This window comes from Roseibium sediminicola (assembly GCF_023156505.1).
Lineage (GTDB): Bacteria > Pseudomonadota > Alphaproteobacteria > Rhizobiales > Stappiaceae > Roseibium > Roseibium sediminicola.
The window spans coordinates 137,585-158,633 of record NZ_JALNMJ010000010.1; the positions used below are offsets into that span (position 1 = coordinate 137,585).

The window sequence follows — 21,049 nt, forward strand, 5'->3', positions numbered from 1 at the left end:
CCGGATTAACGGCTGGACGCGAAGGGAATATTTTTCTTTGCGGATGCCGCTTCCTCGGCCGCCTTGTCTGCGCTGGACTTCTGCCCGAAGGCACCGCCCGACTGTTTCAGCGTTTCGAGCGAGCGTTTCGCGCCTTCCTCGCTCAGTGCGGAATAGCGCTGGATAGCGGCATTCAATTCCAGCCCGCCAATGCGCAACCGTCGGGCCCGCATGGTCAGGATGTCCTTATAGGCATCAGCGGTAACACCATTGGCCTTGCACAGAATGACGAGCGGCTTGTCGCTGGCGCTGAACAGCAATTGCGACACAGCGGCGGGCGGCAGATCACTGACCCTGGCCAGCAACATACCCAGCTCCGCGGTGCGGTCGGACCGTGCGAAAAGTCTAACCGCGTCATCGATTTTCGTTTTTTTGCTGACCACGTCCTTGATCAGGGCGTTGGATTGCTCCCGTGCCTCTTCCAATTTGTGTGCGCGCGCAGCGACCTCGGTCGCAGCCCGTTCCGCCAGCAATTGAACAAGTGTGTTGTCAGCGCCAAGCGCACTGACCCGTTCCTTCAGCTCTTCGGTCAGAAAAGGCAGCAACGCATTGGCAGCCTCTTCCGGTAAATCCGGACGGTTGATCAAGGCAGCCTGAATGCTTTCGCTGGACCGTGCCTTTTCCACCAGCTTCAAGAAGGAATCGTCGGCAAATTCCGCACCCTGGTTTTCTGCAACCTTGCTCAAAACCGCTGTATCCCCCCGGTCCACCAGGACCGTGGTTACGGCCTTGTCAACCGTTTCACGGCCGGCGATAGCTCCCAGGTGCGCCATGGAGGCCGAAGACGCGATCGCAACAAGGTCTTCCGATGTCAGCGTCGGCGATTTTTCCAGGACGGGCTCCGCAACCGCGATGGAATCCTGGGCCAGCTTGACCATCAGCTCGTGAGGCGCGTCTTTTTCCCTGCACACCCTTTTCGACAGGATGATCCGGGTTTCCTCTTCCAACTGACCGAGAACCTTGAGAACAATATCGCCGAAAAGCAGGCTGATCTGTTCGTCGCGGTCATCGCCGGAGCTCACAAACAGATCGGTCAACATGCCGACAAGGCTCTTACGGCCTGCAGCACTGGGATCCCTCGCCAAGTCAGCAAGTTTTGCAAGGTTGATCATCGACACTCCGACGCGCTGATCGCGTTAACGGCAAAACTAGCATCAAGGCCCTTAACATTAACCTACTGAAAGCCACTGGATTGGAGGAAATCAACACTCGTTCGATGCCGCCGATTTGTCTTCTGTCCACAGGCAACAAGGCCCTTTCAGAACTCGCCGCAGCATCGTTAGCCGGAGAAAAAATGTCGCATGAGGCCAAATCCACGTTGCGTTTGCGATCAATACCTTACTTAACAAACTTTCAAATTATGCAACCCAGACTGCGTCCGGACGCTGCATTGCAGCATCTTTTTCGCTTCGTTTCGCTGAATGCCTGACTTAGTATCGCACGGTCAGACAGAGGTGATCGGGAGTAACAACATGACTCTTGCACGCAACCTGAATATGATTGCCTTCCTTGCGGCTTTCGCTTTTTTGGCCGCGATTGTTGTCGGAGTTATCTGAGCCGACGGGCAAAACCGAAGGGTTTTAAGTCCTGCCATTGAGGTGGCGGGCAAAAAATTCAAAACAACAACGTTACAAGTTCGAGCCTGCCGCACCAGAAGGTGCGGGCTCGCGACGTGCTGGATTGAGACAAATGCTGGCACCGCTGCCCATTGGTGAAACGATGCCGCCGTTTTTGAGCCAGTCCTCATGGATGCTGATCGGCAGCGAAGGATAGCAACCTTTGATTGTAGATCCTTTCGCGCATTCGCCAAATCAGGGGCGAAAGCAAGAGACACCCCCGCTCCGAAGACCTCCTAGGCGGCAAGCTGCAGGGTTTCTGCCAGCGCGGCATCCTTTTTGGCCGGATCCTTCATGAGCTGATCCGCGGCAACGATGGTCACATCGGTAATGCCGACAAATCCGAGCACGTGTTTCAGATAGGTCGCCGCAAAATCAATCTCTGATCCGACTTTGGTTCCGCCGGACGCCACAATCACATAGGCCTTCTTGTCCTTGAGCAACCCTTCGGGGCCAGTTTCGGTGTATCGAAAAGTCTCCCGGGCCCGCGCAATGAGATCCACCCAGGCTTTTAGAGCCGCGGGCACTGAGAAGTTATAGATCGGCGTTCCGATGACGATCGTATCCGCGGTTTTTAGCTCGCTCACAAGGGTATCGGACAGGGCCAGCTTCATCCGCTGCTCAGCAGTCCGCTCCGCCGGATCGGTGAAATTGGCACCGACCCAATCCTCGTCGAGAAACGGAAGCCCCTGTGAAACGTCCCGGCTGATCACTTTTGCCTCGGACGACTTTTCCAGAAGCCGCGTCACAAGGCTGTCTGTCAACTCCCGCGTCACCGACCCCGTCTTGCGGGCCGAGGCATTGATCTGAAGGATCGTTTTGGCTGACTTGCTCATCATTCGCTCCAATCTCGTTCAACCGGATACCGGCTCGTTGTTCCTGAAATTGAGATAATTTCGTGAACTACGTTCAACTAGGAGCAAATCATTGAACAGTGTGTCACCATGTTGGCTGCCGAGCGGAAGTCTGGCGAACCGGTGATTTGATCGATGCGCAGTCCCTGGCAGCCTCAGCCACCCCATTTGACCCCAGACAGCAGCCTGTAAAGCCCGGCAAGGGCCAGAGCTCCGACGACCGTGTTCAGGATCTTGCCCTTGATGCTTGAGGTTCCCTTGCGCAGATCCCTGAGGAAGTGCATGTCCTTTTGTGCTTCCAAAGGATGTTCAATGTCCACGCCAAGGGCCCGCAGGACTTCCCGTGCGGCCTCGCGGCCGCCTTCTTTGCCGCTTTTGAGTGCGAGTGCACACAAGTCTTCTTCAGTCACGTTGATCCCTCGCATAGCCTGCTTTGAGTGTGTCGTACCAGCGCCCGCACCGCGCCACTCTGGCATTGGCACGGCCAAGTGCCTGGTCGGCGCGCAAGAGCGCCACGTCCAAAGGCTCACCGGAGCGCACGCCCGACCGTTCACGCTTCCGGCAATCCTCGGGATAGGTCGGTAAAAGCTTGGTAGCGGCCGTCAGACCAGTTTTTGTCCCTGCCAGCACCAGCCGGTCGTCAGCGGTCGCGCAGGCGCTTAACAAGGTCAGGGTCAACAACACAATTGGATTCAACAGTCGAAACATACTGTTCCAGTTCCTCAACTGCGGCTTCTGCGAGCGCATTGGCCATCTCGATTTCGGATTAAAGCTGCCGCTTGGCGCCGTCTGACACCGCCTTGCGCCGTTTGAGCTCTTCGAATTCCACTCGGATAGCCGCCAGCTCACTCCGGGCGACATATTCTGCGACGGCGCGGTGAACGGCACTTGAGCGGTCAATTTCGTGCCAGACAAAAAAGCCGCCCAGGACGGCGGCCAGAACCAGCAGTGAACAGGCGGCGCGGCTGCGCAGGACAACCCCGATCATGTGAGCCCTTCCAGACACAAACTGTGTTCCGCCTTGCGACGGTTGACGAGACCGCGAAGCGTTCGTCCGCCCGCCTTGTTGAACCAGGCGCCAGCATCGCACGCACCACGGATGTCACCGCGATTGAGACGCCGGGCTGTAGTCGAGCGGCAAAAGGCGCCGACCCCGATATTGTAGGTCAGGCTGACAAAGGCGACATAGGTCTTGGCCGGCAGAGCGTCCGGCTGCCTCAGACAACGCCGCATGCCTGCTTCATGCCGTTTCAACGAAGCCAGCAGCATCCGGTCGCAGGTGGCCTTGTTGTGGTTGTCGCCCAGCCGCACCCCCCGGGTTTCGCCGTAACAGATCGTCGGCACGCCGACCACATCCCGATAGGCGGTCAGGCGCAAGCCTTCCCAGCTTCCCACCAGCGCGATCGCAGCAGCGGCCACCGCGCCCGCCAGGCGCGTTTTACCTCCCATGATCAAGATCCTTTTGAACGAGAAAACGGGCGGCAAAGGCGCCCGAAGATGCGATCGCCGACAGCAAGGCCAGCAAGCCCGGCGGCAGTTGGTCCCCCAGCAAAGGCAGCACGAATTCCGCTCCCGACAACGCTGCGGCCAACACAATCAGCCGCACGCTCCAGGCCCGGCGGAGAACGCAGTTCCAATCTTCGATAAATGTCATGGATTGTCCTTCAGACACAAAAAAACCGCCCAGAGGGCGGTCTGTTTTCTTAGATAAAAAGGCGAATTGGTCCGGTGCTAACCTAAGGTTTTAGCAGGACACCAGACCCCGTCGGCATGGTGAGAATGGAACATCCTTTGGACGCTGCGAACTCATTCCACATTTCATACTGTTCTTCATGGTTCTGAAAGGCATAGTCGTCGATCAGAATGATCGCCGACCGAGCAAGTCGATCCCAAAGTTCCATGATAACCTCGTACTCGTACCTAGCGTGATTTAGGTCCACCGAGAGATAGGCAATCTTCTCTATTGGAGCCTGTGGGAGGGTTCCAGGGAGCGCGCCTTTTATCAACTTAACATTTGGGAACGGCAAAAAGTTTTTCTCTGCTATTTCAAAGCAATCGAAATATGCTTCGTTCTGCTTTTTGATCAGGTCCCCACCGTCGTCGGGTATGCCGTCAAAGGTATCAAAGAGGTAGAAATTCCTAGGGATCTGATCAAACTTCAGACTGTGGCAGATTGTTAGAGAAAGAACACCCAAGAACACACCGCATTCGACGAAGTCACCCTCTAGAGTGAGGCCATGTTTTGCAGCCCAGACTGCCGTGTGCGCGCGCCACCGAACGTCTTTATTCCGACCTCCCCATGCTGGTCGATTTCCCTCAACAGCTTTTTCCCAAGCAGATGAAAACGTTTCTTCTTCCATAAAGGAGAGATTCTTTTTCCGAACAGCAATGTTGTCGCCAGTATATTCAAATTGCTCAGACTTCTGGGGTTTCAGCGATTTTTTTATTTTCCGACCGATCCCAAACACCATAGCAACCTCATGACAACTGACGTGATTAGATACGATTTATCGCCTGCGAGAAAATATATACAACTCTCCTCATACGCCCATCAATATATTTTACTGTAGAATAGGCGAAGACTAATTTCATCTCGCATTTCTCTCAATATAGAAAACAGCTTTTAACCCCACCAAATTCATCCATCATAATTTTCTAAAATAAGAATCTGAACATAGATTGAAGGTATAAAAGCAAAACGAGGCAAATTGAAAAATATTTTTTCTTCCAGAATCTACGGCCTCAATCACCGGACTACACAAAAAATTGCGTAGATCACAACCATTATTTGAATGAAGTGTGTCCTTATTTCGAAATTGAGTGCAAATATTTAGAACCATCGAGCAGTACTAGTCATCGCAACTCGAATTATCCGAAATAGCACGCTCGCGTGGCCTTCGAGCGAGTATCTGGAACCGCATTTACCTAGCGAAAATCCTATATTGCCGCATCGCTATGCCACTCGCGTATAAATCGCGTAGGAAGAAGAAAGCAATCCGTTTGAGCGATAAGTCCCTGTTAAAGCCGCACCTTTCGGCCCAGAATGCGTATTGGCAACGTATTGGTCATTGTCACCACCATACAAATAGAGCGTTCTATTTGCCCGTCTGTCGGGTCTAGAACCAAACGCTGCTGGCAACATATGCCCAATCGGAAAATTGGTCGTTCCGGTACTGGAATCCGTGGACACCAGTGCGACCCGGTGGTGGCCGCCATCATTTTCTTCCGCGACAAAACAGTTGGAGCTGTCGTCCCAGCCGAAACTGCGCCATTGGTTGGAATTGTCGTCGTAGAAATAGTGCCAACTTTCGCCGCCCCCGTCCTTGCCGCTATACAAGTTCCCGTGAACGGTGAGGTTGGATGTGATGGTATAGCTGCCCGACAGTGTGTCGGACGTATCTGCCCGGACAAATTTCGTGCTGTCCAACCCGTCAAGCGTTCCTGCATTGTAGCTTGTGGAGCCAGCCGGTCCTTGCGGGCCTTGGGGCCCCGTCGCTCCGACGGCTCCGGTCTCGCCTTTGGATGACAGCAGTCCCCAATCCTCGGGTGACGTGCTCGGATTCTGGCCGGTATTGACTCTCAGCGAAATATAGGACGACCCGTTATAGGTGACTGTTTCGTCCGAATTATAGGCCAAGCCCGAAGACCACAGACCACGGTAGATCAGTCCGGGGTCGCCTTGCGGCCCTTGCGGGTGAGATCACGCCGCCCGGACCTGACTGCTACGCCGCACCGCATCTGAAACGCGATACTCAACTCTCGAAAATTCAAAGCGGTGCAGCACCAACAGCAGCGCCTGCTCCAATGATGACAACAGCGCAGAGAAGCAGCAAAGAGACGCAACGCAATATCCTGAAATGCGGGCCGCGTTCTGACCGAAAAGCCCGGATGACTTGCAGAACGCTGCAGATGAGGTCAGCTGCGACCAGGGCACCGGCAAACCAGGCCCCGTCAAGAGACAAAAAACGAATGAGGTCGCTTCGCACGAACATGGAGTCAAAACCTGCGTAGAGGAAAAACAGGGTCGACGCCAAAATAACACTCAGGCAAATGAGGTTTAGAAGTCCGTGTCGATCATGACGAAACAGGTTGAAATTCAATACAATTCGATAAATCGCGGCCAGCAGCACCAATACCCCAGCTAACATTCCGCACCTCAATCATGTGACTTTGTTCAACGCTTAGAGCGTGTCGCGCTTATTTGAATTCAGTTGACCGAGACAAATTTTGTCATCGGCGAGGCGGTTTGCGCGCCGTGATGTCCCCACTACTGGGGCAAGCCAACGACGCAGGTGGTCAAAATTGTCCGGCCCACTAGAGTTCCAAAGCTAGGAAGCTCGCACTTTTCCGAGTGGTGCGAAACGGCCCATCGGCAGCGTTGCGCCGCTTGCCCAATGCACCGCATCGCGCAGCGCGACGCGCCTTGTCGAGTGAACCGGTTCGCGCCATCAAATGAACCCGAAAAAACGCGACATGCTCTAGAACTGGCAGCCAACCGATATTTGTTCACTCAATGTTCCAAGTCAACTCTGAAGTGAGGTCCTGACAAATACATTCAGCAATTTGCATTGCTTGCGCGGGGATACCGGGCCGAGCACAGGAAAAGATGCCCGGCACCACGACGATCACATGTCGATCCTGTCACTTTGCTCCCAAAGCCAGCTCGAAGCCTTCATCAATCCAGCCGGTGATCCCGCCTGCCATGATCTTTACAGGCCGACCGAGTTCGGCAAGGCGCAATGCGCCACGTGCCGCACCGTTGCAATGCGGCCCCGCACAATAGGTGACAAAAAGCGTGTCCTCCGGCCAGTCGGCCAGTTTCGATCGGATGATCTTGCCGTGTGGCAGGTTGACCGCGCCCGGAACATGGCCCTTTTCGAACAGCGCCGGGCTTCTGACATCCAGAAGCACAAAATCCGGTTCCCCTTTCAGGGCGTCGAAAACGTCCCAGCAATCGGTCTCAAAAGTGAATTCCGCTGCGAAATGGGCCTTGGCAAGGTCGCTCGGCGCGGCGGCAATGGCGGTTACGTTGTTGGTCATGGGACACTCCTTTCCATGCCGTTCTGGCGGGTCCCGTTGATCTTGGCAATTGGCGCGATTGTCTATATACGTAAAGATCATGCCAAACAGAACAAATCGCATCTCCCCCGGCGCAGAAGCTACGTTGTCCGGACCGCTTGTCGTCGCTCTGATCTATGACGGCCTGTGCACGTTCGAGTTCGGCATTACGGCCGAAATCTTCGGACTTTCCCGGCCTGAATTCGGCTCTGACTGGTATCGCTTTGCCAGCTGCGCCATCGAAGACGGCCCTCTCTACGCGGCAGGCGGCCTCACAATTACCGCTGATCATAACCCTGACCTGATCGGCGAGGCCGACATCGTTGTGGTTCCAGGATGGCGCGGTTCCGCCGCCGAGGTGCCAGCGCCCCTGATCGACCGGCTGCGCCGGGCTCATCAGCGCGGTGCGCAACTGGTATCGATCTGTTCCGGCGCCTTTGTTCTGGCCGCAACCGGTCTCCTCGATGGCCGGTCCGCCACCACCCATTGGCGTTATGCCGATGAGCTGCGCCGGCGCTTTCCGGCTGTCACGGTGGATGAAACCTCGCTGTATCGCTTGGAAGACCGCATCCACACGTCGGCCGGCAGCGCGGCGGGCATCGACCTGATGATGGAACTCATCCGCCGCGATTACGGTGCGGACAAGGCCAACAGCGTCGCAAGGCGCTTGGTGATGCCTGCGCACCGCAGCGGCGGTCAGGCCCAGTTCCTCGAACGTCCGATTGCGTGCCGTCAGGGCAGCGCCATTGCTCCGCTGCTGGAACAGGTACGCGGCGGCCTTGCGGAAAGCTGGACCATCCAGCGAATGGCCGCGCTATGCCACATGAGCCCACGCACATTCCAACGCCGTTTCACGGAGGCAACCGGGCTTGCACCCGGCGACTGGCTGACCCTGGAGCGCCTCGAAGCTGCCAAGGACATCCTGAGCAGCGGGCAGGATGACATGGAAACCGTCGCCGCACTGGTCGGTTTTGGCAGCGCTCATGCGCTCCGCCACCATTTCCGGCAAAAAATTGGCCTCCGCCCGACCGATTACCGGTCGCTGTTTCAAAAGGGTGCCGCTTGAGATCATCGACCAACCTGAAGAACCACTGTTCTTCCGCCCTATCGAACGCATTGGCACTCATGCCGTAACGCAAAGTTCCCCCGCCTTCTACGCCGGAACCCTGCGCAACATTCTGGTTCTCATGATCAAGCACTGGTTTTTTCAAAGGTTCGTCAGGAAACTCTGGGCCGATCCGAACCGGTTCGACTACGTGGATGCCGCCATCGCCCCAGTGGGCTCGGCTGATTTCGAGACCTTCGAACTCTACACCGCCACAAGAGGCGGCAAGGAGGCGCTCGCCAGCCACCGCAAGACGGAAGGCATCAAGAAGCGGGCCAGGGCCAAAGTGGCCGCCGGTGTTTGAAGCACTAGTCACCCGAATCTGAAGTTCGTCTTACTTCCCGGCACACTCGGAACGAGCTTCAGATTCAAAAGGGTGACTAGCAAGCATATGTTTCTAGTGTGGTTTTCGAATTTGAAATTCGCTTCGATGGTCGCTGCAACAAAGAGGCGAATTTCAAATTCACCACACTAGTGTTTGGGGACAATTAGGATCAGGACGCTTGTTCTCGGCTCATGGCACTTCTGACGTCGGCCTGGAAGCTGTCTGAGACCCAATGGTGCTCCCCGGTTTCGGTTTCCTACGACAGCGTCATGCGCGGACCAAGGCCCTGCTCGTCAACACCGCCGCGGCGCCAGTCGCTGCCGGTCTTGTCGTTGGGCGACAAGTACCATCGCACGGCCCCGATGCCTTGCCTTTCAAGCTGCGCTTCGGCATCTTCCCGGACATAATCATGTCCGGTTTCCCGAAGGGCTGGATACACATTTTCCAGGGGGAACTTCAGAACTGTTCCCTCTGCATCGGGCGTATGGCTTGAAAGACCCCAATCTCGTGCAAATCGGTCGATCGCCAACAATCCGGCGGCATCCGGATCTCCGTTCATGTCGACAAAACTTTCCCGGTAAAGCGTGCTGTAATCGGCAAGCGCGGAGGCTTCCTCCTCCAAAGAGCGGCCCAGTTGGCGGTACCTGTCGAATGAACTGGTGCGCGGGAGAGGAGCTCCCCCGTTTCCTGACAGTCGCACGACCTGGGCAGCCGAGGGACCGGCTGGCACGCTGCCATCAGGAATTCCGGCGCTGAGACTGGTACCACTTTCGAGCGGGAGGCCCATGGGAGCCGTCATTCCGTCGCCGGTCGCTGCAAAGGTTTCCATGCCCGGCCCTAGTCGGTCGGCCGCCGGTGGCGGGAAATCCAGTCCGGACTGTTCCTCCAGCTTCTCCTTGTCAGGATCTGCTGACGACGCATTGGGACGCCCGTCCCGGTAAGCTCCGGTTTCCGGATCCCGTTCGATCACGTCGGGAACAATGCCGCCGTCGAAGGCCTTCAGGACCAGCATGAGCCGTGTATCTACGCCGCCGGTTGCACTGAACTGAACGTCATCCGAAGACCACGTCCTCTTGGCGAGCCGTTCATTCCAGTGTCCGAGAGGTCCGTTGCCAACTCCTTCGGTGACAATCGAATAGATCCCGCTTGTCTCAACCACCTGGCGAACCACGATGCCCGGATGGAGCTTGTGACTGGGCAACGTGACATTGATGAGCACACCGTGTTCGGGAAAGAGCACGTGCGTCACGTCTCCGAGCACCGCCACCTTTATGACGTCCCCGGTGCTGACCGCCTTGCCTCCGATATGTGTCGCCGAAACGAGGTTTTCCGGCGCTGGCACGTGCCGTAGAGCCTTGTAGACATTCTCATAAGTCATCGGCCCCATATTGAAGGGCCGGCCAACATGAGCGCCATATCTGTTGTTCCAGTCTTCCTGCGACAGGAACCCGACGACACTGTCGCTGTCATATTGGTGAAATGTCGCTTCATCGTGCAGATCGAGCTTAAGTGCGGTGACCACCTCCGGAAGAACAAGTATCTCACCATTAGCAAGCACGACGGTTACGACCCCGTCGTCGGAAATCTCAATTGGCATCAGTAAACCTTTTCACAAAACCGGAAACAAGAAAAGAAGTCAAAAAAAGAATCAGAAAGACCAAAATATAGTATTCAATCTTATCGTATTTTCCAGCCTCCGTTATTTCCCCTTGAAAATAGAGATCAACCCCTCCATCGCGAAGTGTGAGATTTGAACTTCTGGCCTCCACGATCGAGAAATAATAATTAATTGGAGCGTAGATCACAGCCGCAATAACACTGGAAAAAAGCGCTCTTTTACTGACAAGAAAAACAAGCAGAAACCAAAACAGGATCGGGTAGGTATCCAGCACAAAATAATAGGCTGCCAACAAGAAGGGGTAGTCGTGCATCAGGACGTAGTAGACGCAAAAGAAAAGCGGAAAAAAGATCGTAATTCCAACGGAAACAAAAAATCTCTCGGCCAACTGATCGTACTCCGTGTCGGTTGCAGCCCTATCCTACTGGCGCTCCAGGTCAGGGACTTTCGACATCTTTGCCTTGAACACCATTCTGCGTCACAGTCTTTGAAAGAAGGGACCTCCCACCAGCCGCGCAGCTTGTTCCTTATTTGTTCCATTGTCAACCAACGGTAGCAATCGGATACCGGGAACCAAGCCCGTCTCTTATGGATTTGCAGTCCGGTTGCCCTTGCCCCTTCCGCACCCAGGCATAGATCCAGAAATCCTCGCCGCCCCTGCCATAGGATCGGAGCAAACCTTCCGGCGCCGCCCCAAGCGCTTCAATCCAGCGATGGGCAATGTCGTGCTCCTGCAACGAGATCACCTGAAGCCGCCGGCAGTCACGTTCGATTTTCGACCTGAGACTGAGAATATGCCGCGTCATCAAGGGGACACAGCGCTTGAAACGCTCGGTCCCGAAGGCCCAGGCCTGCCAATGCTCCGGATCGAAGGCGGAGGCCCGGCTGAAGCCGAAGGCTGCCGCAGGCTGTCCGTCATACCAGACCGACCACACCATGTCCGGCACCGCCGTTTCCAAAGCGCAGAGCCCAAGAGCACGCGTGTCCCAATGCTGCCACAGGCAGGCAATTTCCCGGAAGTCTTCCGCCCGCATATTGGCCGCAACATAGCTTGCGTCTCGCACACATAGCGGCCTGATCAAAAGCCGGCGAGCGGATCGTCCATCGGCGCCATGCCGCGCTCCGTGTTTGTTTTCAGGACTTTTTGTAAGTCGGCTCTGTCTTTCCATCCCCATGCCTCGACAAGGGCGTCGGCTTCGTCCGGTGACGCGCCGAGCCTTTCCTTGATGTCTTCCTTGCTTTCGATCAGGATCTTGCCACCCTTCATCATCCAGCGATGGGCAGTCAGCTGCGCCTTGATCGTGGCCGATCGCCTGATCGCCAGTCCCGCCCCGCTTTTTGGATGCAGCGCTTCGCGCAGGCGCCAGTAGAGTTGGGCACGCAGGTTGTAGAAGGGAATTTGGCTATCCCGCGCGCGTTCGCCAGACTGAGCCGAGAACACGCATTTTTCGACCGGGATGCTGTTTTCCCGGGAAAGGAATCCGACCGTGTCGCCGCCCCAGCCGCCGGTGCAATCCACCACGATCAGGGCATTGTCGCGCCGTTCGCGGATGATCAGGCTGCCGACAGCCGAACCGTCCTTGGTATCGGCGCCCTTGCGGATGACGTTCTGCTCGAAACGCCGCCCGTGAAGCGGCTGCAAGACCGTCCAGTCCTTGCCACCCTGGGCGACATCGACCCCGAGCACATCCATCGGCAGATCCTTGTCGACTCCCTCGTCATAGCGTTGAAACGCCAGCTCAACCCAGTCGGAAGGGATCACCTGCCAGTCATGGTCCCGCCGCGCGGCCAGAAAATCGCCGGTCTTTAACGCGGTACGCATCGGCTCGGGCATCTGGTCGAGTTGCGCATCATAGACAGCGCCCAGATATTTGTTGTCCTGACGCCGGGCAGGAATGAAGGTCCGGCTCTTCGGCACGCGGATTTCGCCATCGATCTCGACCGGCTCCGGCCCATCCACCCAGACAGTCCGGATGGCGTCGCCATCGTCGACAAACACCGCCCAGAGCAAGTCGCCCGGCTGAACCTTTCCGTAAAGCGGATGCAGCGGATCCAGCCAGGGACCGAACCAGTCGCTCAAGTAGTCGCCCTGACCGCCAAGCGGTGGATTGGTGGCAATCAGGCCACGGCAGCGCTGCCCTTCGCGGCTTGTGCGCAGCCAGCCAAGTACGAAGATGATCTTGCGCGGATCCATCTGCGCGCCCTCGTCAAAGGCCTTGAGATCGTGGTCCCGCCCCTGCCAGTCCTGCTCGGCTCCGGGCAGGCCCAGATGTCCGAACTCGATCATGCGTTCGTCCGGACCGACCCAACGCGGCGGGTTGCCGGTGATTTTCCCCATGCCCGCCAGCCTCATCAGTGCATTCATGCGCTCGATCAGGCCTTTCAGCGACTTCAGCGATTGCCGGAAGATCGCCACCTTGTGATGGGCAAACAATGCCAGACCGGCGATCAGATCCGTCTTGCCGCCTCCGGCCGCGCCGCCATAAAGCGTCAGATCCGCTTGACTGAAATAACCGTCCGCCTGCGGTCCCGGTTGAGGCCTCCAGACCTCGAACTGGTCCAGGATACCGGCTTCATCCAGCTTCTTCTGCAGGGCGACGCGCCTGGGCGGCTCCATCTTCTCGATAGTCTCCAGGAGTGTTTCGAGAGTTGTCGTCATCTACCGCCCAATCTCCACGCGAGAACAATTCCATTACGGCCAACGCGATTTGCTCGCAGCTACGCGGTTTCAATGCGTCGAGCTCCGCAGCCTCTCCGACACCGCCGAGGACATTCCAGGTTTCCAGCTCGGATCGGTCGCGCCTTCCCGCTCGGTTCTTCATAGTGAGGCTCCAGGCGCTGGCGTTGAATTTCGGCAATTCGCCACTAGCACCTTGTTTGCCGATCTGTTCCCAAACCAGGAGCCCGCGGCGTGCGGCTTCTTCCAGCCGATGTGCTGGAAAATCATCTGGAAACTGTTCCGCGTAGTACCGGATGGTCTTGCGATCGGCCTCCGGGAAACTGTCGATGGAATAACCGGCTGCAAGGTGCGCACAGAAATCGTCACAGGCCTTTGTGCGCGCCTGTCGGGTCGGCCATGGACGCAGGCACGGCCCTTCCTTTGGCTTGGACATGTTCCACCTTTAAAATCTTGTTGGATGAAAAACAGTGCGCCGCCGCGACAGCGCTGATCAGTCAGGCCGCTGCCTCAGCTTGTGCACCTGGCAACCGCGCCTGAAAGCGGTCGGTGACCTCAAGCTGTGCACCCGTTTCGCTTTCGTAGCTCAGCGTCAGACGAGGACCGAAACCATCGGCATCTCTCCCTCCTTGCCGCCAATCCGATCCTGTCTTGTCGTTCGGAGAAAGATACCACCGGCCGGTTGATAGGCCGGAAGACTGCAAATAGCGTTCAGCTTCGGTACGCAAATAGGCGTGACTGTCTCCATTGACATCCGGATAGACCTTTTCTGCAGGGTAATTCAAAACAGTGCCAGGGGAAACTGAAGAGAACTCGGAGAGCCCCCAGGTTCGGCTGAAACGCTCAATCGCTAGATTTGCAGCGGCGTCGTCATCGCCCACCATCTCCACATAGGCCTGGCGGAGCAGCGTTTGGTATTCGGCCAACGCCTTCGCTTCTATTTTGGCGTCTGATCCGAGCGCTCGGAACCTATCGAAGGATGTTCGGGCAGTCGCCTTGGTTTTCCCGGCGTTTTCACCCAACTGACTTTGGTCTGCGACGCCAGTTGGACCAACGACATCAAAATCTCCGTTCTGGCCCGCCTGGGCCCTTCGGTCACGCTCCTGGTCGCCAAACGCGGCTCGGTCTCCGGACTGAAACAAAAGACTGGCATCCGGGTCCTGCTCGGATGGCAGACCAATCCCGCCGGATGGCAGTGTCTTGTCGAATTCCGGCCACGGTATTTGTGCAGCACCAGGCAGGCTCGGTGCATTTCCAAGCGGAAATTCCCTGAAATCCTGGCGCAAGGTCCGCCTGCGCTCGTCCGGTGAAAAACGGAGGCTTGGTGCGGCATTGCCCGTCTCGTAGACAAAGCCGCTTCCTTCGAACCAGGCATCTGTGGGAAATTGCGACTGACTGACGTTCAGCTCCACCTCTTTGCCGTCGACCATGACATTGGGATGCTTGCGCCAGTGTTTTGAACTCGTCATCGCGGCCGGCTCCAGCGTCAGTTTGCCGCCTTCCAGCACAACCACGCCGTCCCGCGCACGAAACGCATATGCTTGATTAAATTGCTCGGCGAAATCGGAATAGGGCATCGGGTCGACCACCCACGACTTCCGGGAAGTCTTGTATGTTTCCAGATAGTCCTGATAGGCCTTGCGAATGCCCTCTTCGGCCCTTCGTTTTTTCCATCCTGCCACCTCGGCGAAACTGTTTGTGGCGAACGAACTGTGGATTGCAGCTCGGGACAGGCGGACGACATCTTCCCAGCCGCCGTCGTTCTCACGAACATATTGGCCGATCCGCATGCCGATGGAATTGTTCCACATGTCGAGGCCATTGTCGGCACCATTCACAGCGTCCAGTTCGTGGTCTGTCAGGATTGAAAATGCAGTATCCGGCCCATATCGGCGAGTGCATTCGGCGGACAACAGAATGTGCCTGTAGGCATCTGCGGCGCCACCGTTTTGTCGCCCCGGCAATTGAGACGCAATCGTTTCGCCAACAATGAGATTTTTGGGTAACTTTTCGTCCCACCAATCCTGAAACAGTTTTCGGTCTAAGACAAATCTTCCTTCCTTGAGCTTTTTCCAAGCTCCTTGAGCGTCCATTGAAATTTTTCTCCCCTTCGCTCTTTGCGATATCCTGAAAAACTTAAATACAAAAACAAAACAACAAGACCGATGTGAGTAATTATTCTCTCTTCATCGATATGCATGTGCATATCAAGATTATCTATCGTGTTTGCATATAGTGCCATCGCCAAGGTGATCACATTCAATATGAAGACAACCAATAGAATAATTGTAGAAACAACATTTCTCAGAAAAACCACACTCCGAAAAAATGAAACCACTACATAAATATTATTTACCCAAAAGCTTATATCGACAGTAATACCGACAATCACAAAGATCCTATAGTCCCTTATCTGATCGACACCAGAAAAAAGCATGGCAAAATCACTGTCTGCGCCTCTGGCGAAGACTGTAAATACAAAAAACCAAAACAGAGCAATCAGCCTGAGCTTCATATCGAATGACCTTCGGTAAAAGCAGCTGGTCCCTGTGCGCCACGTTGGTTGTGTGGGGAACTGACCAGCTTGCCAGCGTTCGTCCGCTGGCTATCTCTTCAGATACAACGCCAGCTTGTTCACTTATTGTTCTCTTGTCAACCTATAGCTGAAAGGCCCACCGATCATAACCCTGGCATCCAGCCTGGCTTTCAAAACGGGAAAGACGCCGCCGCCCGAAACGAAATTCGAATTGCCGATCTGCCTCGGCGCGACACCGCGCAACTGACTGAAACCGATGCCGACACGGCTGCTCGGGTCTGCGTGTTCAAACGCGGCAGGCAGAATTTCTCACTCTATCAACTACACCCGGTTTTATCGCAGTTTTGACGAACCTGTCCAATCGGCGAACGCGGCTGAACCATCTGTTTAGATTTACTTTTTTAGCTTTCCGGTTCGATTCAAGGGGTTCTGGAACCTTCCCCTTGTGCGCACTCACGACTTTTTTGCGCAGCCCGTTTGTCCGTGCCGAATGCTCTTTCGCGTTCGGATGAGCCCTCCCCTTCAACGTCATCAAACTCAAATCAGTTTTACCTGGCACCGCACTTCCGGCTTGACTCACAATCGAAACTATAATTAGTTCGGTCATAGAACGAACTAATGAGGTAGCAGTCTTGGCCGACCCGTCCAACATTTCCAGGCGCATGTCCTTGAGTGCCGTGGTTCAGGCAATTGCCAGCTACAGCCCGATCTCCCGCGCCAGCGTTTCCAAGATCACGGGTCTGTCCAAGCAGACGGTCTCCGAGATCGTCGGAAACCTGGAAGAGGAAGGCTGGGTCAGAACGGTCGGCCAGACGGAGGGTCATGTCGGCCGGCGTGCCGTGGTCTACGAGATCGTGCCGGACGCGGCCTCCGTGGCAAGCGTCGACCTCGGCGGCACCAAGATCCGCGTCGCCATCTGCAACCTGACCGGTGCCGTTGTTTCCGAACGGGTTGAACCGACCGACAAGGCCGGTGGTCAGGCCGTGGTCGACCAGGTTGCCGACCTGATCCGGCGCACCGCCAGCGACGCCGGCACAGCCTCGAAATTGCCGCGCATTGCCGTGATTGGTGTACCGGGAGCCCCCGATCCGTCAAGCGGCCGGATCCGCATGGCACCGAACATTCCCGGCATCGGCGACCTGGACGCGCCCGCGCTGTGGCGCGACGAGCTCGGCATTGAGGTTTTTGTCGAAAACGACGTCAATCTGGCGGCTCTTGGCGAACATTGGCTTACCAAACGCGGCGACAAGGACGACCTCGTCTATGTCTCCATCGGCACCGGCATCGGTGCCGGCATCGTCATCGGAGGCCAGCTCCACCGGGGACTGAACGGCGCGGCTGGCGAGATTGGCTACCTGCCCTTCGGCGCCGATCCGTTTGAGCCTGAAAGCCTTAAGACCGGTGCCCTGGAGCGCGTCGCCGCAACCCATGCCATCACGGACCTTTACACCGCCAAGACCGGCAAGGTCCTTGACGTGCCCGCCGTCTTCGACGCCGCCAACAATGGCGACGAAGCGGCCTGTGCAACCCTTGATCAGACCGCCCGTCAGGCGGCCCGTGTCATGGCCGCGCTTGCCGCGGTCCTGGACCCGTCCTGCATCGTGATTGGCGGTTCCATCGGCGCGCGCGGCGAACTCTTCACACGTGTCGAGACACATCTGAAGGCCTGTTTCCCGCGTCCCGTCCAGATCGAAAAATCAACGCTCGGCAATCACGCCGCGCTCGCCGGCGGTGCCTCAGTCGCCCTGTCCCGGTTGCACCTGTCTCTGTTCACGGAGGGTCTCAAGGGCGTCGAAATCGCCGTCCCGCCACCCTCGATCGAAACCTTCAGGAAAGGAGCGGCCTGATGCGGGACGCCCTCCTCCGGCAATTGGCCGCTGCCCAGGACCGCGATGCCGATCTGAAACTTTTGCAGGACGCCATCGGTATCGACAGCGTCACCGGCAACGAGACCGGATTTGCGTCCTTTCTCAAGGCACAGATGGAAACGCTTGGCCTTCAAACAGGTTCAGGCGACTTCCTGCCCGGCCGGCTGAATGTCTGGGGCGAGACGATACCAGACGTTATGGATGCCAAACGGCTCATGTTCCTCGGCCACACCGATACGGTCCATGTGCGTGGCTGGGAAGACAACTGGCAAGGCGCACCTCAGCAAAGCCCGTTCTCCGGCGCGCTCATAGACGGCGACATCTGGGGGCGTGGCGCATGTGACCTGAAAGGCGGCATCTGCGCGGCCCTTGCCGGTCTCCGCCTGCTGCAACGGGCCGGCTACCGGCCCAGAGGCGGGCTCTCCTTTGCCTTCATCGGCGACGAGGAAAGCGGCGAACCCGGCACTGGCGTCAGCGCCGGTGCTCATGACCTGGTAAAGCGTGTGCGTGCCGGCGAGATCGCCAAACCGGATTTCGCCGTCTATGTCGAGCCGACAAAACTGGATGTCTACACCGCCCAGATCGGCTTTTTCATCGCTGACGTTACCGTGACCGGCAAATCCGCCTATTTCGGCACGCCGGAACTCGGCACCGATGCCTTGAAGGCCACTCATGCTGTCCTTGAACGGATTTGGGAGCATGAAGCCGAGCTGGCGGCTGGACTGAAACACGAGCTTGTCGGCGCCTCTTCGATCCTCGTTACGGACATTCAAGGCGGCGGTTATATCGCTGTGCCCGGCGAGTGCCGGTTTTCCCTGATCCGCAAATTGCGCCCGGGCGAGGACCTCGATGAAGCCGTCAGGGTCCTTGAAGGCGTTCTCCGGGCCGCACCGGTCGCCGACGGCATCACCTTGAAAATCGATTACACGGCTGGCCGCGATCACAAGTTCGGCGGTTCGCCGGTCGAAATCGCTCCCGATGATCCGGACGCCCGCCAGCTGTCGCGCTGTGTCAGCGACGTCCTGGATTCGGGCGGCGCGCTTGGCGGCGCGCCCTATTGGTCGGAAATGCCTTTTCTCGTCAACGAGATCGGCTGCCCGACGGTCTATTGCGCCCCCGGCGACATCGCCCTGGCGCACACGTTCGAAGAGCGTATCGAGGTGGAAAGCTACCTGGCGGCCGTCAGGGCTTTTGCGCTGTTCGTGGCCGACTATTGCGGCCTGGAAGAAGCACGGTAACAACTAACAACCAGAGGGTACCGACATGAAATCTGCAGCAAAATACCTGGCGGCATCCGCCCTGTTCGGGTTGATGAGCGTCACAACACTCTCGCCGTCGGCCATGGCACAAACCATTGGGCCTGGCGGCGAAACGGCAACCCCGTCCGCGGAGGTCGTTGTCGGCGCCGACAGCCTGGAAGCCATTCGCGGCGCCGGCTACAAGGCGGCCCTGCTCTGGCACGACCAGTCCGATTTCGTCAACGCCGTCAGCGCCGGTGCCAGGGACGAGTTCGACCGGCTTGGCATCGAGGTCGTCGCCACCACCAGCGCCGGTTTTGACGCCGCCAAACAGCGCAGCGACATCGAAACGTCCTTGGCCAAGGAACCGAACATCATCCTGTCGCTGCCGCTTGACCCGGTGACCTCCGCGGCCGCCTTCAAGGAAGCCCGCGATGGCGGCGTGTCTCTGGTGTTCCTGTCCAACCTGCCGGCCGGCTACGAGCATCCGCGCGACTACGCGGCCATCGTCACCGACGATCTCTTCCAGATGGGCAAACAGGCGGCCGACGCACTGGCAAGCGCCATGGGCGGCAAGGGCACCGTTGGCTGGATCTATCACGACGCCGACTATTACGTGACCAACCAGCGCGACAATGCCTTCAAGACAACCATTGAAAACGACTATCCGGACATTTCGATCGTCGCCGAACAGGGCATCAGCGACCCGGCCCGCGCCGAGGAAATCGCCAATGCCATGCTTTTGAAAAACCCGGATCTCGGCGGCATTTACGTGACCTGGGCCGGTCCGGCCGAAGGTGTGTTGGCAGCCCTGCGTGCCAATGGCAACAAGACCACCAAGATCGTCACGCTCGATCTCTCAGAACCGGTTGCCCTCGACATGGTCCGCGGCGGCAACGTCGCCGCCATCGTCGCCGACGAGGCCTATGAGCTCGGACGGGCCATGGCGGCGGCCGCCGCCCTGCGTCTTGCCGGCAAGGACGTTCCCCCCTTCGTGACCGCCCCGGCCATCACCGTGACCGCCGACACGGTCCAGGAAGGCTGGAAAAAGTCGCTGAACATCGACGCGCCGGCAAGCGTATCCTCCGCGCAGTGACCGGCAATGCGGCGGGCAGGCTCCCTGCCCGCCGGCACTTCTTGCAGCAAAGAGACTGATATGACCACCATCGCAGCGCGCCTGCAGCGCCTGGATCTTCAGCGGTCCGTAATATATCTCGGCTTCCTGGCGATCTTCCTGTTCTTCGCGATCACGCTTCATGGAGACGGCTTTCTGACCAGCCGGAACCTGACCAACATCGTCCTGCAGACCGCCCCGGCCACGATCATGGCAATCGGTCTTGTCTTTGCCCTCTCCGCCGGAGAAATCGACCTCAGCTTCGGCTCGGTGGTGGCGGTCTCCGCGCTCTCCGCCGCCGTTGCCATGCAGTCCTACCCGATGGCGGTCGGCGTTCTGGCCGGCCTCGGCGCCGGCGCCCTGATCGGCGCCATCAACGGGGTCCTCGTCGCCTATCTGCGCCTGCCTTCTTTCCTGGTCACGCTTGCGACCATGGGACTCTTCGCAGGCATCGCACGCTCAATGACGGACCTGCGCTCCATCCCTGTGCTGAACGACACGTTCACCGGCATCTTCGGCTCCGGCTCCCTGTTTTCCGTTCCCTCGCTGGTCATCTGGACCGTGGTTGCCGTCGCCATCGGCCACATCGTCTACCGCAACACCCGCTTCGGCGCTCATGTGCTGGCCACCGGCGACAACGCACGCGCCGCCCAGGTCTCCGGCATCAAGGTGCCACGCATCCGCCTCGGCGTGCTGATGCTCTGCGGCACCATGGCGGGCCTTGCCGGACTGCTCTATGCCGGCCGCCTGCAGGCCGCCAAATACACGCTCGGCGAAAGCGACCTGATGACCGTGATCGCCGCCGTCATCGTTGGCGGCACCGCCCTCAATGGCGGCAAGGGCTCGATCATCGGCGCCCTGCTCGGCTCGCTTCTGATGGGCATGCTCAACAACGGCCTCATCCTGATGGGGCTGGATGTGTCCGACCAGATGATCGTCCGCGGACTCATCATCCTCATCGCCGTCGCCGTCTCGCTGCGCGACGCCAGCCGGTAACCGGA

25 protein-coding genes are annotated in these 21,049 nt (G+C 57.6%); 7 read left to right on the forward strand and 18 right to left on the reverse strand.

The genetic code is table 11. The features are described 5' to 3' along the window. Positions 1–5: 5 nt before the first annotated feature. The 11 genes from M0H32_RS15545 to M0H32_RS15595 form a co-directional block, all read right to left on the reverse strand. Positions 6–1,079, reverse strand: a complete 1,074-nt coding sequence (locus M0H32_RS15545) for a DUF2336 domain-containing protein (protein ID WP_248155601.1) — start codon at positions 1,077–1,079, stop codon at positions 6–8. An 812-nt stretch (positions 1,080–1,891) separates the two neighbouring features. Next, complete coding sequence (locus tag M0H32_RS15550) at positions 1,892–2,491, reverse strand: FMN-dependent NADH-azoreductase (RefSeq protein ID WP_248155603.1); 600 nt, start codon at positions 2,489–2,491, stop codon at positions 1,892–1,894. 173 nt (positions 2,492–2,664) lie between these two features. Beyond that, a complete protein-coding gene (locus M0H32_RS15555; protein WP_248155605.1) occupies positions 2,665–2,919 on the reverse strand; it encodes a hypothetical protein in 255 nt (84 codons plus the stop codon). Further along, on the reverse strand, positions 2,912–3,256 hold the full coding sequence (locus M0H32_RS15560) for a hypothetical protein (protein WP_248155607.1): 345 nt from the start codon (positions 3,254–3,256) through the stop codon (positions 2,912–2,914). Before M0H32_RS15560 ends, M0H32_RS15555 begins: the two co-directional genes overlap by 8 nt. A gap of 19 nt (positions 3,257–3,275) precedes the next feature. After that, positions 3,276–3,497 (reverse strand): hypothetical protein, encoded by a 222-nt coding sequence (locus M0H32_RS15565; protein ID WP_248155609.1) that lies wholly within the window; start codon positions 3,495–3,497, stop codon positions 3,276–3,278. Continuing rightward, entirely contained in the window at positions 3,494–3,958 is a 465-nt protein-coding gene (locus M0H32_RS15570; protein WP_248155611.1) for a lysozyme, read from the reverse strand. The genes M0H32_RS15565 and M0H32_RS15570 overlap by 4 nt, the downstream gene beginning before the upstream one ends. Beyond that, positions 3,948–4,163: a DUF7940 domain-containing protein gene (locus tag M0H32_RS15575; protein ID WP_248155613.1), complete on the reverse strand. Its 216-nt coding sequence runs from the start codon at positions 4,161–4,163 to the stop codon at positions 3,948–3,950. The genes M0H32_RS15570 and M0H32_RS15575 overlap by 11 nt, the downstream gene beginning before the upstream one ends. An 82-nt stretch (positions 4,164–4,245) precedes the next feature. Further along, the gene (locus M0H32_RS15580) at positions 4,246–4,980 is read right to left on the reverse strand and encodes a TylF/MycF/NovP-related O-methyltransferase (protein ID WP_248155615.1); all 735 of its coding nucleotides are present in this window, start codon (positions 4,978–4,980) and stop codon (positions 4,246–4,248) included. Between the two features lie 482 nt (positions 4,981–5,462). Next, positions 5,463–5,936 carry a hypothetical protein gene (locus M0H32_RS15585; protein ID WP_248155617.1) on the reverse strand — a complete coding sequence of 158 codons (474 nt, stop codon included), beginning with the start codon at positions 5,934–5,936 and terminating at the stop codon, positions 5,463–5,465. Between the two features lie 340 nt (positions 5,937–6,276). Next, positions 6,277–6,657: a hypothetical protein gene (locus M0H32_RS15590; RefSeq protein ID WP_248155619.1), complete on the reverse strand. Its 381-nt coding sequence runs from the start codon at positions 6,655–6,657 to the stop codon at positions 6,277–6,279. Positions 6,658–7,150: 493 nt separating this feature from the next. Continuing rightward, complete coding sequence (locus M0H32_RS15595) at positions 7,151–7,549, reverse strand: rhodanese-like domain-containing protein (RefSeq protein WP_248155621.1); 399 nt, start codon at positions 7,547–7,549, stop codon at positions 7,151–7,153. A gap of 79 nt (positions 7,550–7,628) precedes the next feature. Here M0H32_RS15595 and ftrA point away from each other — a divergent pair, with 79 nt between their 5' ends. Together ftrA and M0H32_RS15605 are read left to right on the forward strand one after the other, a co-directional pair. Further along, positions 7,629–8,633: a transcriptional regulator FtrA gene (gene ftrA, locus M0H32_RS15600; RefSeq protein WP_248155623.1), complete on the forward strand. Its 1,005-nt coding sequence runs from the start codon at positions 7,629–7,631 to the stop codon at positions 8,631–8,633. Continuing rightward, the gene (locus tag M0H32_RS15605) at positions 8,623–8,976 is read left to right on the forward strand and encodes a hypothetical protein (protein WP_248155625.1); all 354 of its coding nucleotides are present in this window, start codon (positions 8,623–8,625) and stop codon (positions 8,974–8,976) included. The genes ftrA and M0H32_RS15605 overlap by 11 nt, the downstream gene beginning before the upstream one ends. Before the next feature lie 277 nt (positions 8,977–9,253). On the opposite strand, the gene M0H32_RS15610 is transcribed toward M0H32_RS15605, so the two are convergent. From M0H32_RS15610 to M0H32_RS15640, 7 genes are all read right to left on the reverse strand, one after another. After that, positions 9,254–10,594, reverse strand: coding sequence for a hypothetical protein (locus tag M0H32_RS15610; RefSeq protein ID WP_248155627.1), 1,341 nt, complete (start codon positions 10,592–10,594; stop codon positions 9,254–9,256). After that, positions 10,584–11,003 carry a hypothetical protein gene (locus M0H32_RS15615; RefSeq protein ID WP_248155628.1) on the reverse strand — a complete coding sequence of 140 codons (420 nt, stop codon included), beginning with the start codon at positions 11,001–11,003 and terminating at the stop codon, positions 10,584–10,586. The genes M0H32_RS15610 and M0H32_RS15615 overlap by 11 nt, the downstream gene beginning before the upstream one ends. Positions 11,004–11,157: 154 nt before the next feature. Then, a complete protein-coding gene (locus M0H32_RS15620) occupies positions 11,158–11,679 on the reverse strand; it encodes a hypothetical protein (RefSeq protein ID WP_248155630.1) in 522 nt (173 codons plus the stop codon). A 14-nt stretch (positions 11,680–11,693) separates the two neighbouring features. Continuing rightward, entirely contained in the window at positions 11,694–13,274 is a 1,581-nt protein-coding gene (locus tag M0H32_RS15625) for a hypothetical protein (protein ID WP_248155632.1), read from the reverse strand. Further along, on the reverse strand, positions 13,189–13,728 hold the full coding sequence (locus M0H32_RS15630; protein ID WP_248155634.1) for a hypothetical protein: 540 nt from the start codon (positions 13,726–13,728) through the stop codon (positions 13,189–13,191). Before M0H32_RS15630 ends, M0H32_RS15625 begins: the two co-directional genes overlap by 86 nt. A gap of 61 nt (positions 13,729–13,789) precedes the next feature. Beyond that, positions 13,790–15,385, reverse strand: a complete 1,596-nt coding sequence (locus M0H32_RS15635) for a hypothetical protein (RefSeq protein ID WP_248155636.1) — start codon at positions 15,383–15,385, stop codon at positions 13,790–13,792. After that, the gene (locus tag M0H32_RS15640) at positions 15,334–15,807 is read right to left on the reverse strand and encodes a hypothetical protein (RefSeq protein ID WP_248155637.1); all 474 of its coding nucleotides are present in this window, start codon (positions 15,805–15,807) and stop codon (positions 15,334–15,336) included. The genes M0H32_RS15635 and M0H32_RS15640 overlap by 52 nt, the downstream gene beginning before the upstream one ends. A 69-nt stretch (positions 15,808–15,876) precedes the next feature. Between M0H32_RS15640 and M0H32_RS15645 the strand changes: the two genes are divergently transcribed. The 5 genes from M0H32_RS15645 to M0H32_RS15665 all read left to right on the forward strand — a co-directional run bounded on the left by M0H32_RS15645 (position 15,877) and on the right by M0H32_RS15665 (position 21,044). Further along, entirely contained in the window at positions 15,877–16,176 is a 300-nt protein-coding gene (locus tag M0H32_RS15645; protein ID WP_248155639.1) for a hypothetical protein, read from the forward strand. Between the two features lie 284 nt (positions 16,177–16,460). Beyond that, positions 16,461–17,675, forward strand: coding sequence for an ROK family transcriptional regulator (locus M0H32_RS15650; protein WP_248155641.1), 1,215 nt, complete (start codon positions 16,461–16,463; stop codon positions 17,673–17,675). Beyond that, positions 17,675–18,934, forward strand: a complete 1,260-nt coding sequence (locus M0H32_RS15655; protein WP_248155643.1) for a M20 family metallopeptidase — start codon at positions 17,675–17,677, stop codon at positions 18,932–18,934. The genes M0H32_RS15650 and M0H32_RS15655 overlap by 1 nt, the downstream gene beginning before the upstream one ends. A 25-nt stretch (positions 18,935–18,959) precedes the next feature. Continuing rightward, a complete protein-coding gene (locus tag M0H32_RS15660; protein WP_345779332.1) occupies positions 18,960–20,030 on the forward strand; it encodes a substrate-binding domain-containing protein in 1,071 nt (356 codons plus the stop codon). A 60-nt stretch (positions 20,031–20,090) separates the two neighbouring features. Then, a complete protein-coding gene (locus M0H32_RS15665) occupies positions 20,091–21,044 on the forward strand; it encodes an ABC transporter permease (RefSeq protein ID WP_248155645.1) in 954 nt (317 codons plus the stop codon). The last annotated feature ends 5 nt before the right edge of the window (positions 21,045–21,049 follow it).

Bases quoted from the DNA above. Each gene is read 5' to 3' on its own strand.
- M0H32_RS15545 (WP_248155601.1), bottom strand. From the start codon at position 1,079: ATGTTGACCGATCTGTTTGTGAGCTCCGGCGATGACCGCGACGAACAG.
- M0H32_RS15550 (WP_248155603.1), bottom strand. From the start codon at position 2,491: ATGAGCAAGTCAGCCAAAACGATCCTTCAGATCAATGCCTCGGCCCGC.
- M0H32_RS15560 (WP_248155607.1), bottom strand. From the start codon at position 3,256: ATGCGCTCGCAGAAGCCGCAGTTGAGGAACTGGAACAGTATGTTTCGA.
- M0H32_RS15565 (WP_248155609.1), bottom strand. From the start codon at position 3,497: ATGATCGGGGTTGTCCTGCGCAGCCGCGCCGCCTGTTCACTGCTGGTT.
- M0H32_RS15570 (WP_248155611.1), bottom strand. From the start codon at position 3,958: ATGGGAGGTAAAACGCGCCTGGCGGGCGCGGTGGCCGCTGCTGCGATC.
- M0H32_RS15575 (WP_248155613.1), bottom strand. From the start codon at position 4,163: ATGACATTTATCGAAGATTGGAACTGCGTTCTCCGCCGGGCCTGGAGC.
- M0H32_RS15580 (WP_248155615.1), bottom strand. From the start codon at position 4,980: ATGGTGTTTGGGATCGGTCGGAAAATAAAAAAATCGCTGAAACCCCAG.
- M0H32_RS15590 (WP_248155619.1), bottom strand. From the start codon at position 6,657: ATGTTAGCTGGGGTATTGGTGCTGCTGGCCGCGATTTATCGAATTGTA.
- M0H32_RS15595 (WP_248155621.1), bottom strand. From the start codon at position 7,549: ATGACCAACAACGTAACCGCCATTGCCGCCGCGCCGAGCGACCTTGCC.
- ftrA (WP_248155623.1), top strand. From the start codon at position 7,629: ATGCCAAACAGAACAAATCGCATCTCCCCCGGCGCAGAAGCTACGTTG.
- M0H32_RS15610 (WP_248155627.1), bottom strand. From the start codon at position 10,594: ATGCCAATTGAGATTTCCGACGACGGGGTCGTAACCGTCGTGCTTGCT.
- M0H32_RS15625 (WP_248155632.1), bottom strand. From the start codon at position 13,274: ATGACGACAACTCTCGAAACACTCCTGGAGACTATCGAGAAGATGGAG.
- M0H32_RS15630 (WP_248155634.1), bottom strand. From the start codon at position 13,728: ATGTCCAAGCCAAAGGAAGGGCCGTGCCTGCGTCCATGGCCGACCCGA.
- M0H32_RS15635 (WP_248155636.1), bottom strand. From the start codon at position 15,385: ATGGACGCTCAAGGAGCTTGGAAAAAGCTCAAGGAAGGAAGATTTGTC.
- M0H32_RS15640 (WP_248155637.1), bottom strand. From the start codon at position 15,807: ATGAAGCTCAGGCTGATTGCTCTGTTTTGGTTTTTTGTATTTACAGTC.
- M0H32_RS15655 (WP_248155643.1), top strand. From the start codon at position 17,675: ATGCGGGACGCCCTCCTCCGGCAATTGGCCGCTGCCCAGGACCGCGAT.
- M0H32_RS15660 (WP_345779332.1), top strand. From the start codon at position 18,960: ATGAAATCTGCAGCAAAATACCTGGCGGCATCCGCCCTGTTCGGGTTG.
- M0H32_RS15665 (WP_248155645.1), top strand. From the start codon at position 20,091: ATGACCACCATCGCAGCGCGCCTGCAGCGCCTGGATCTTCAGCGGTCC.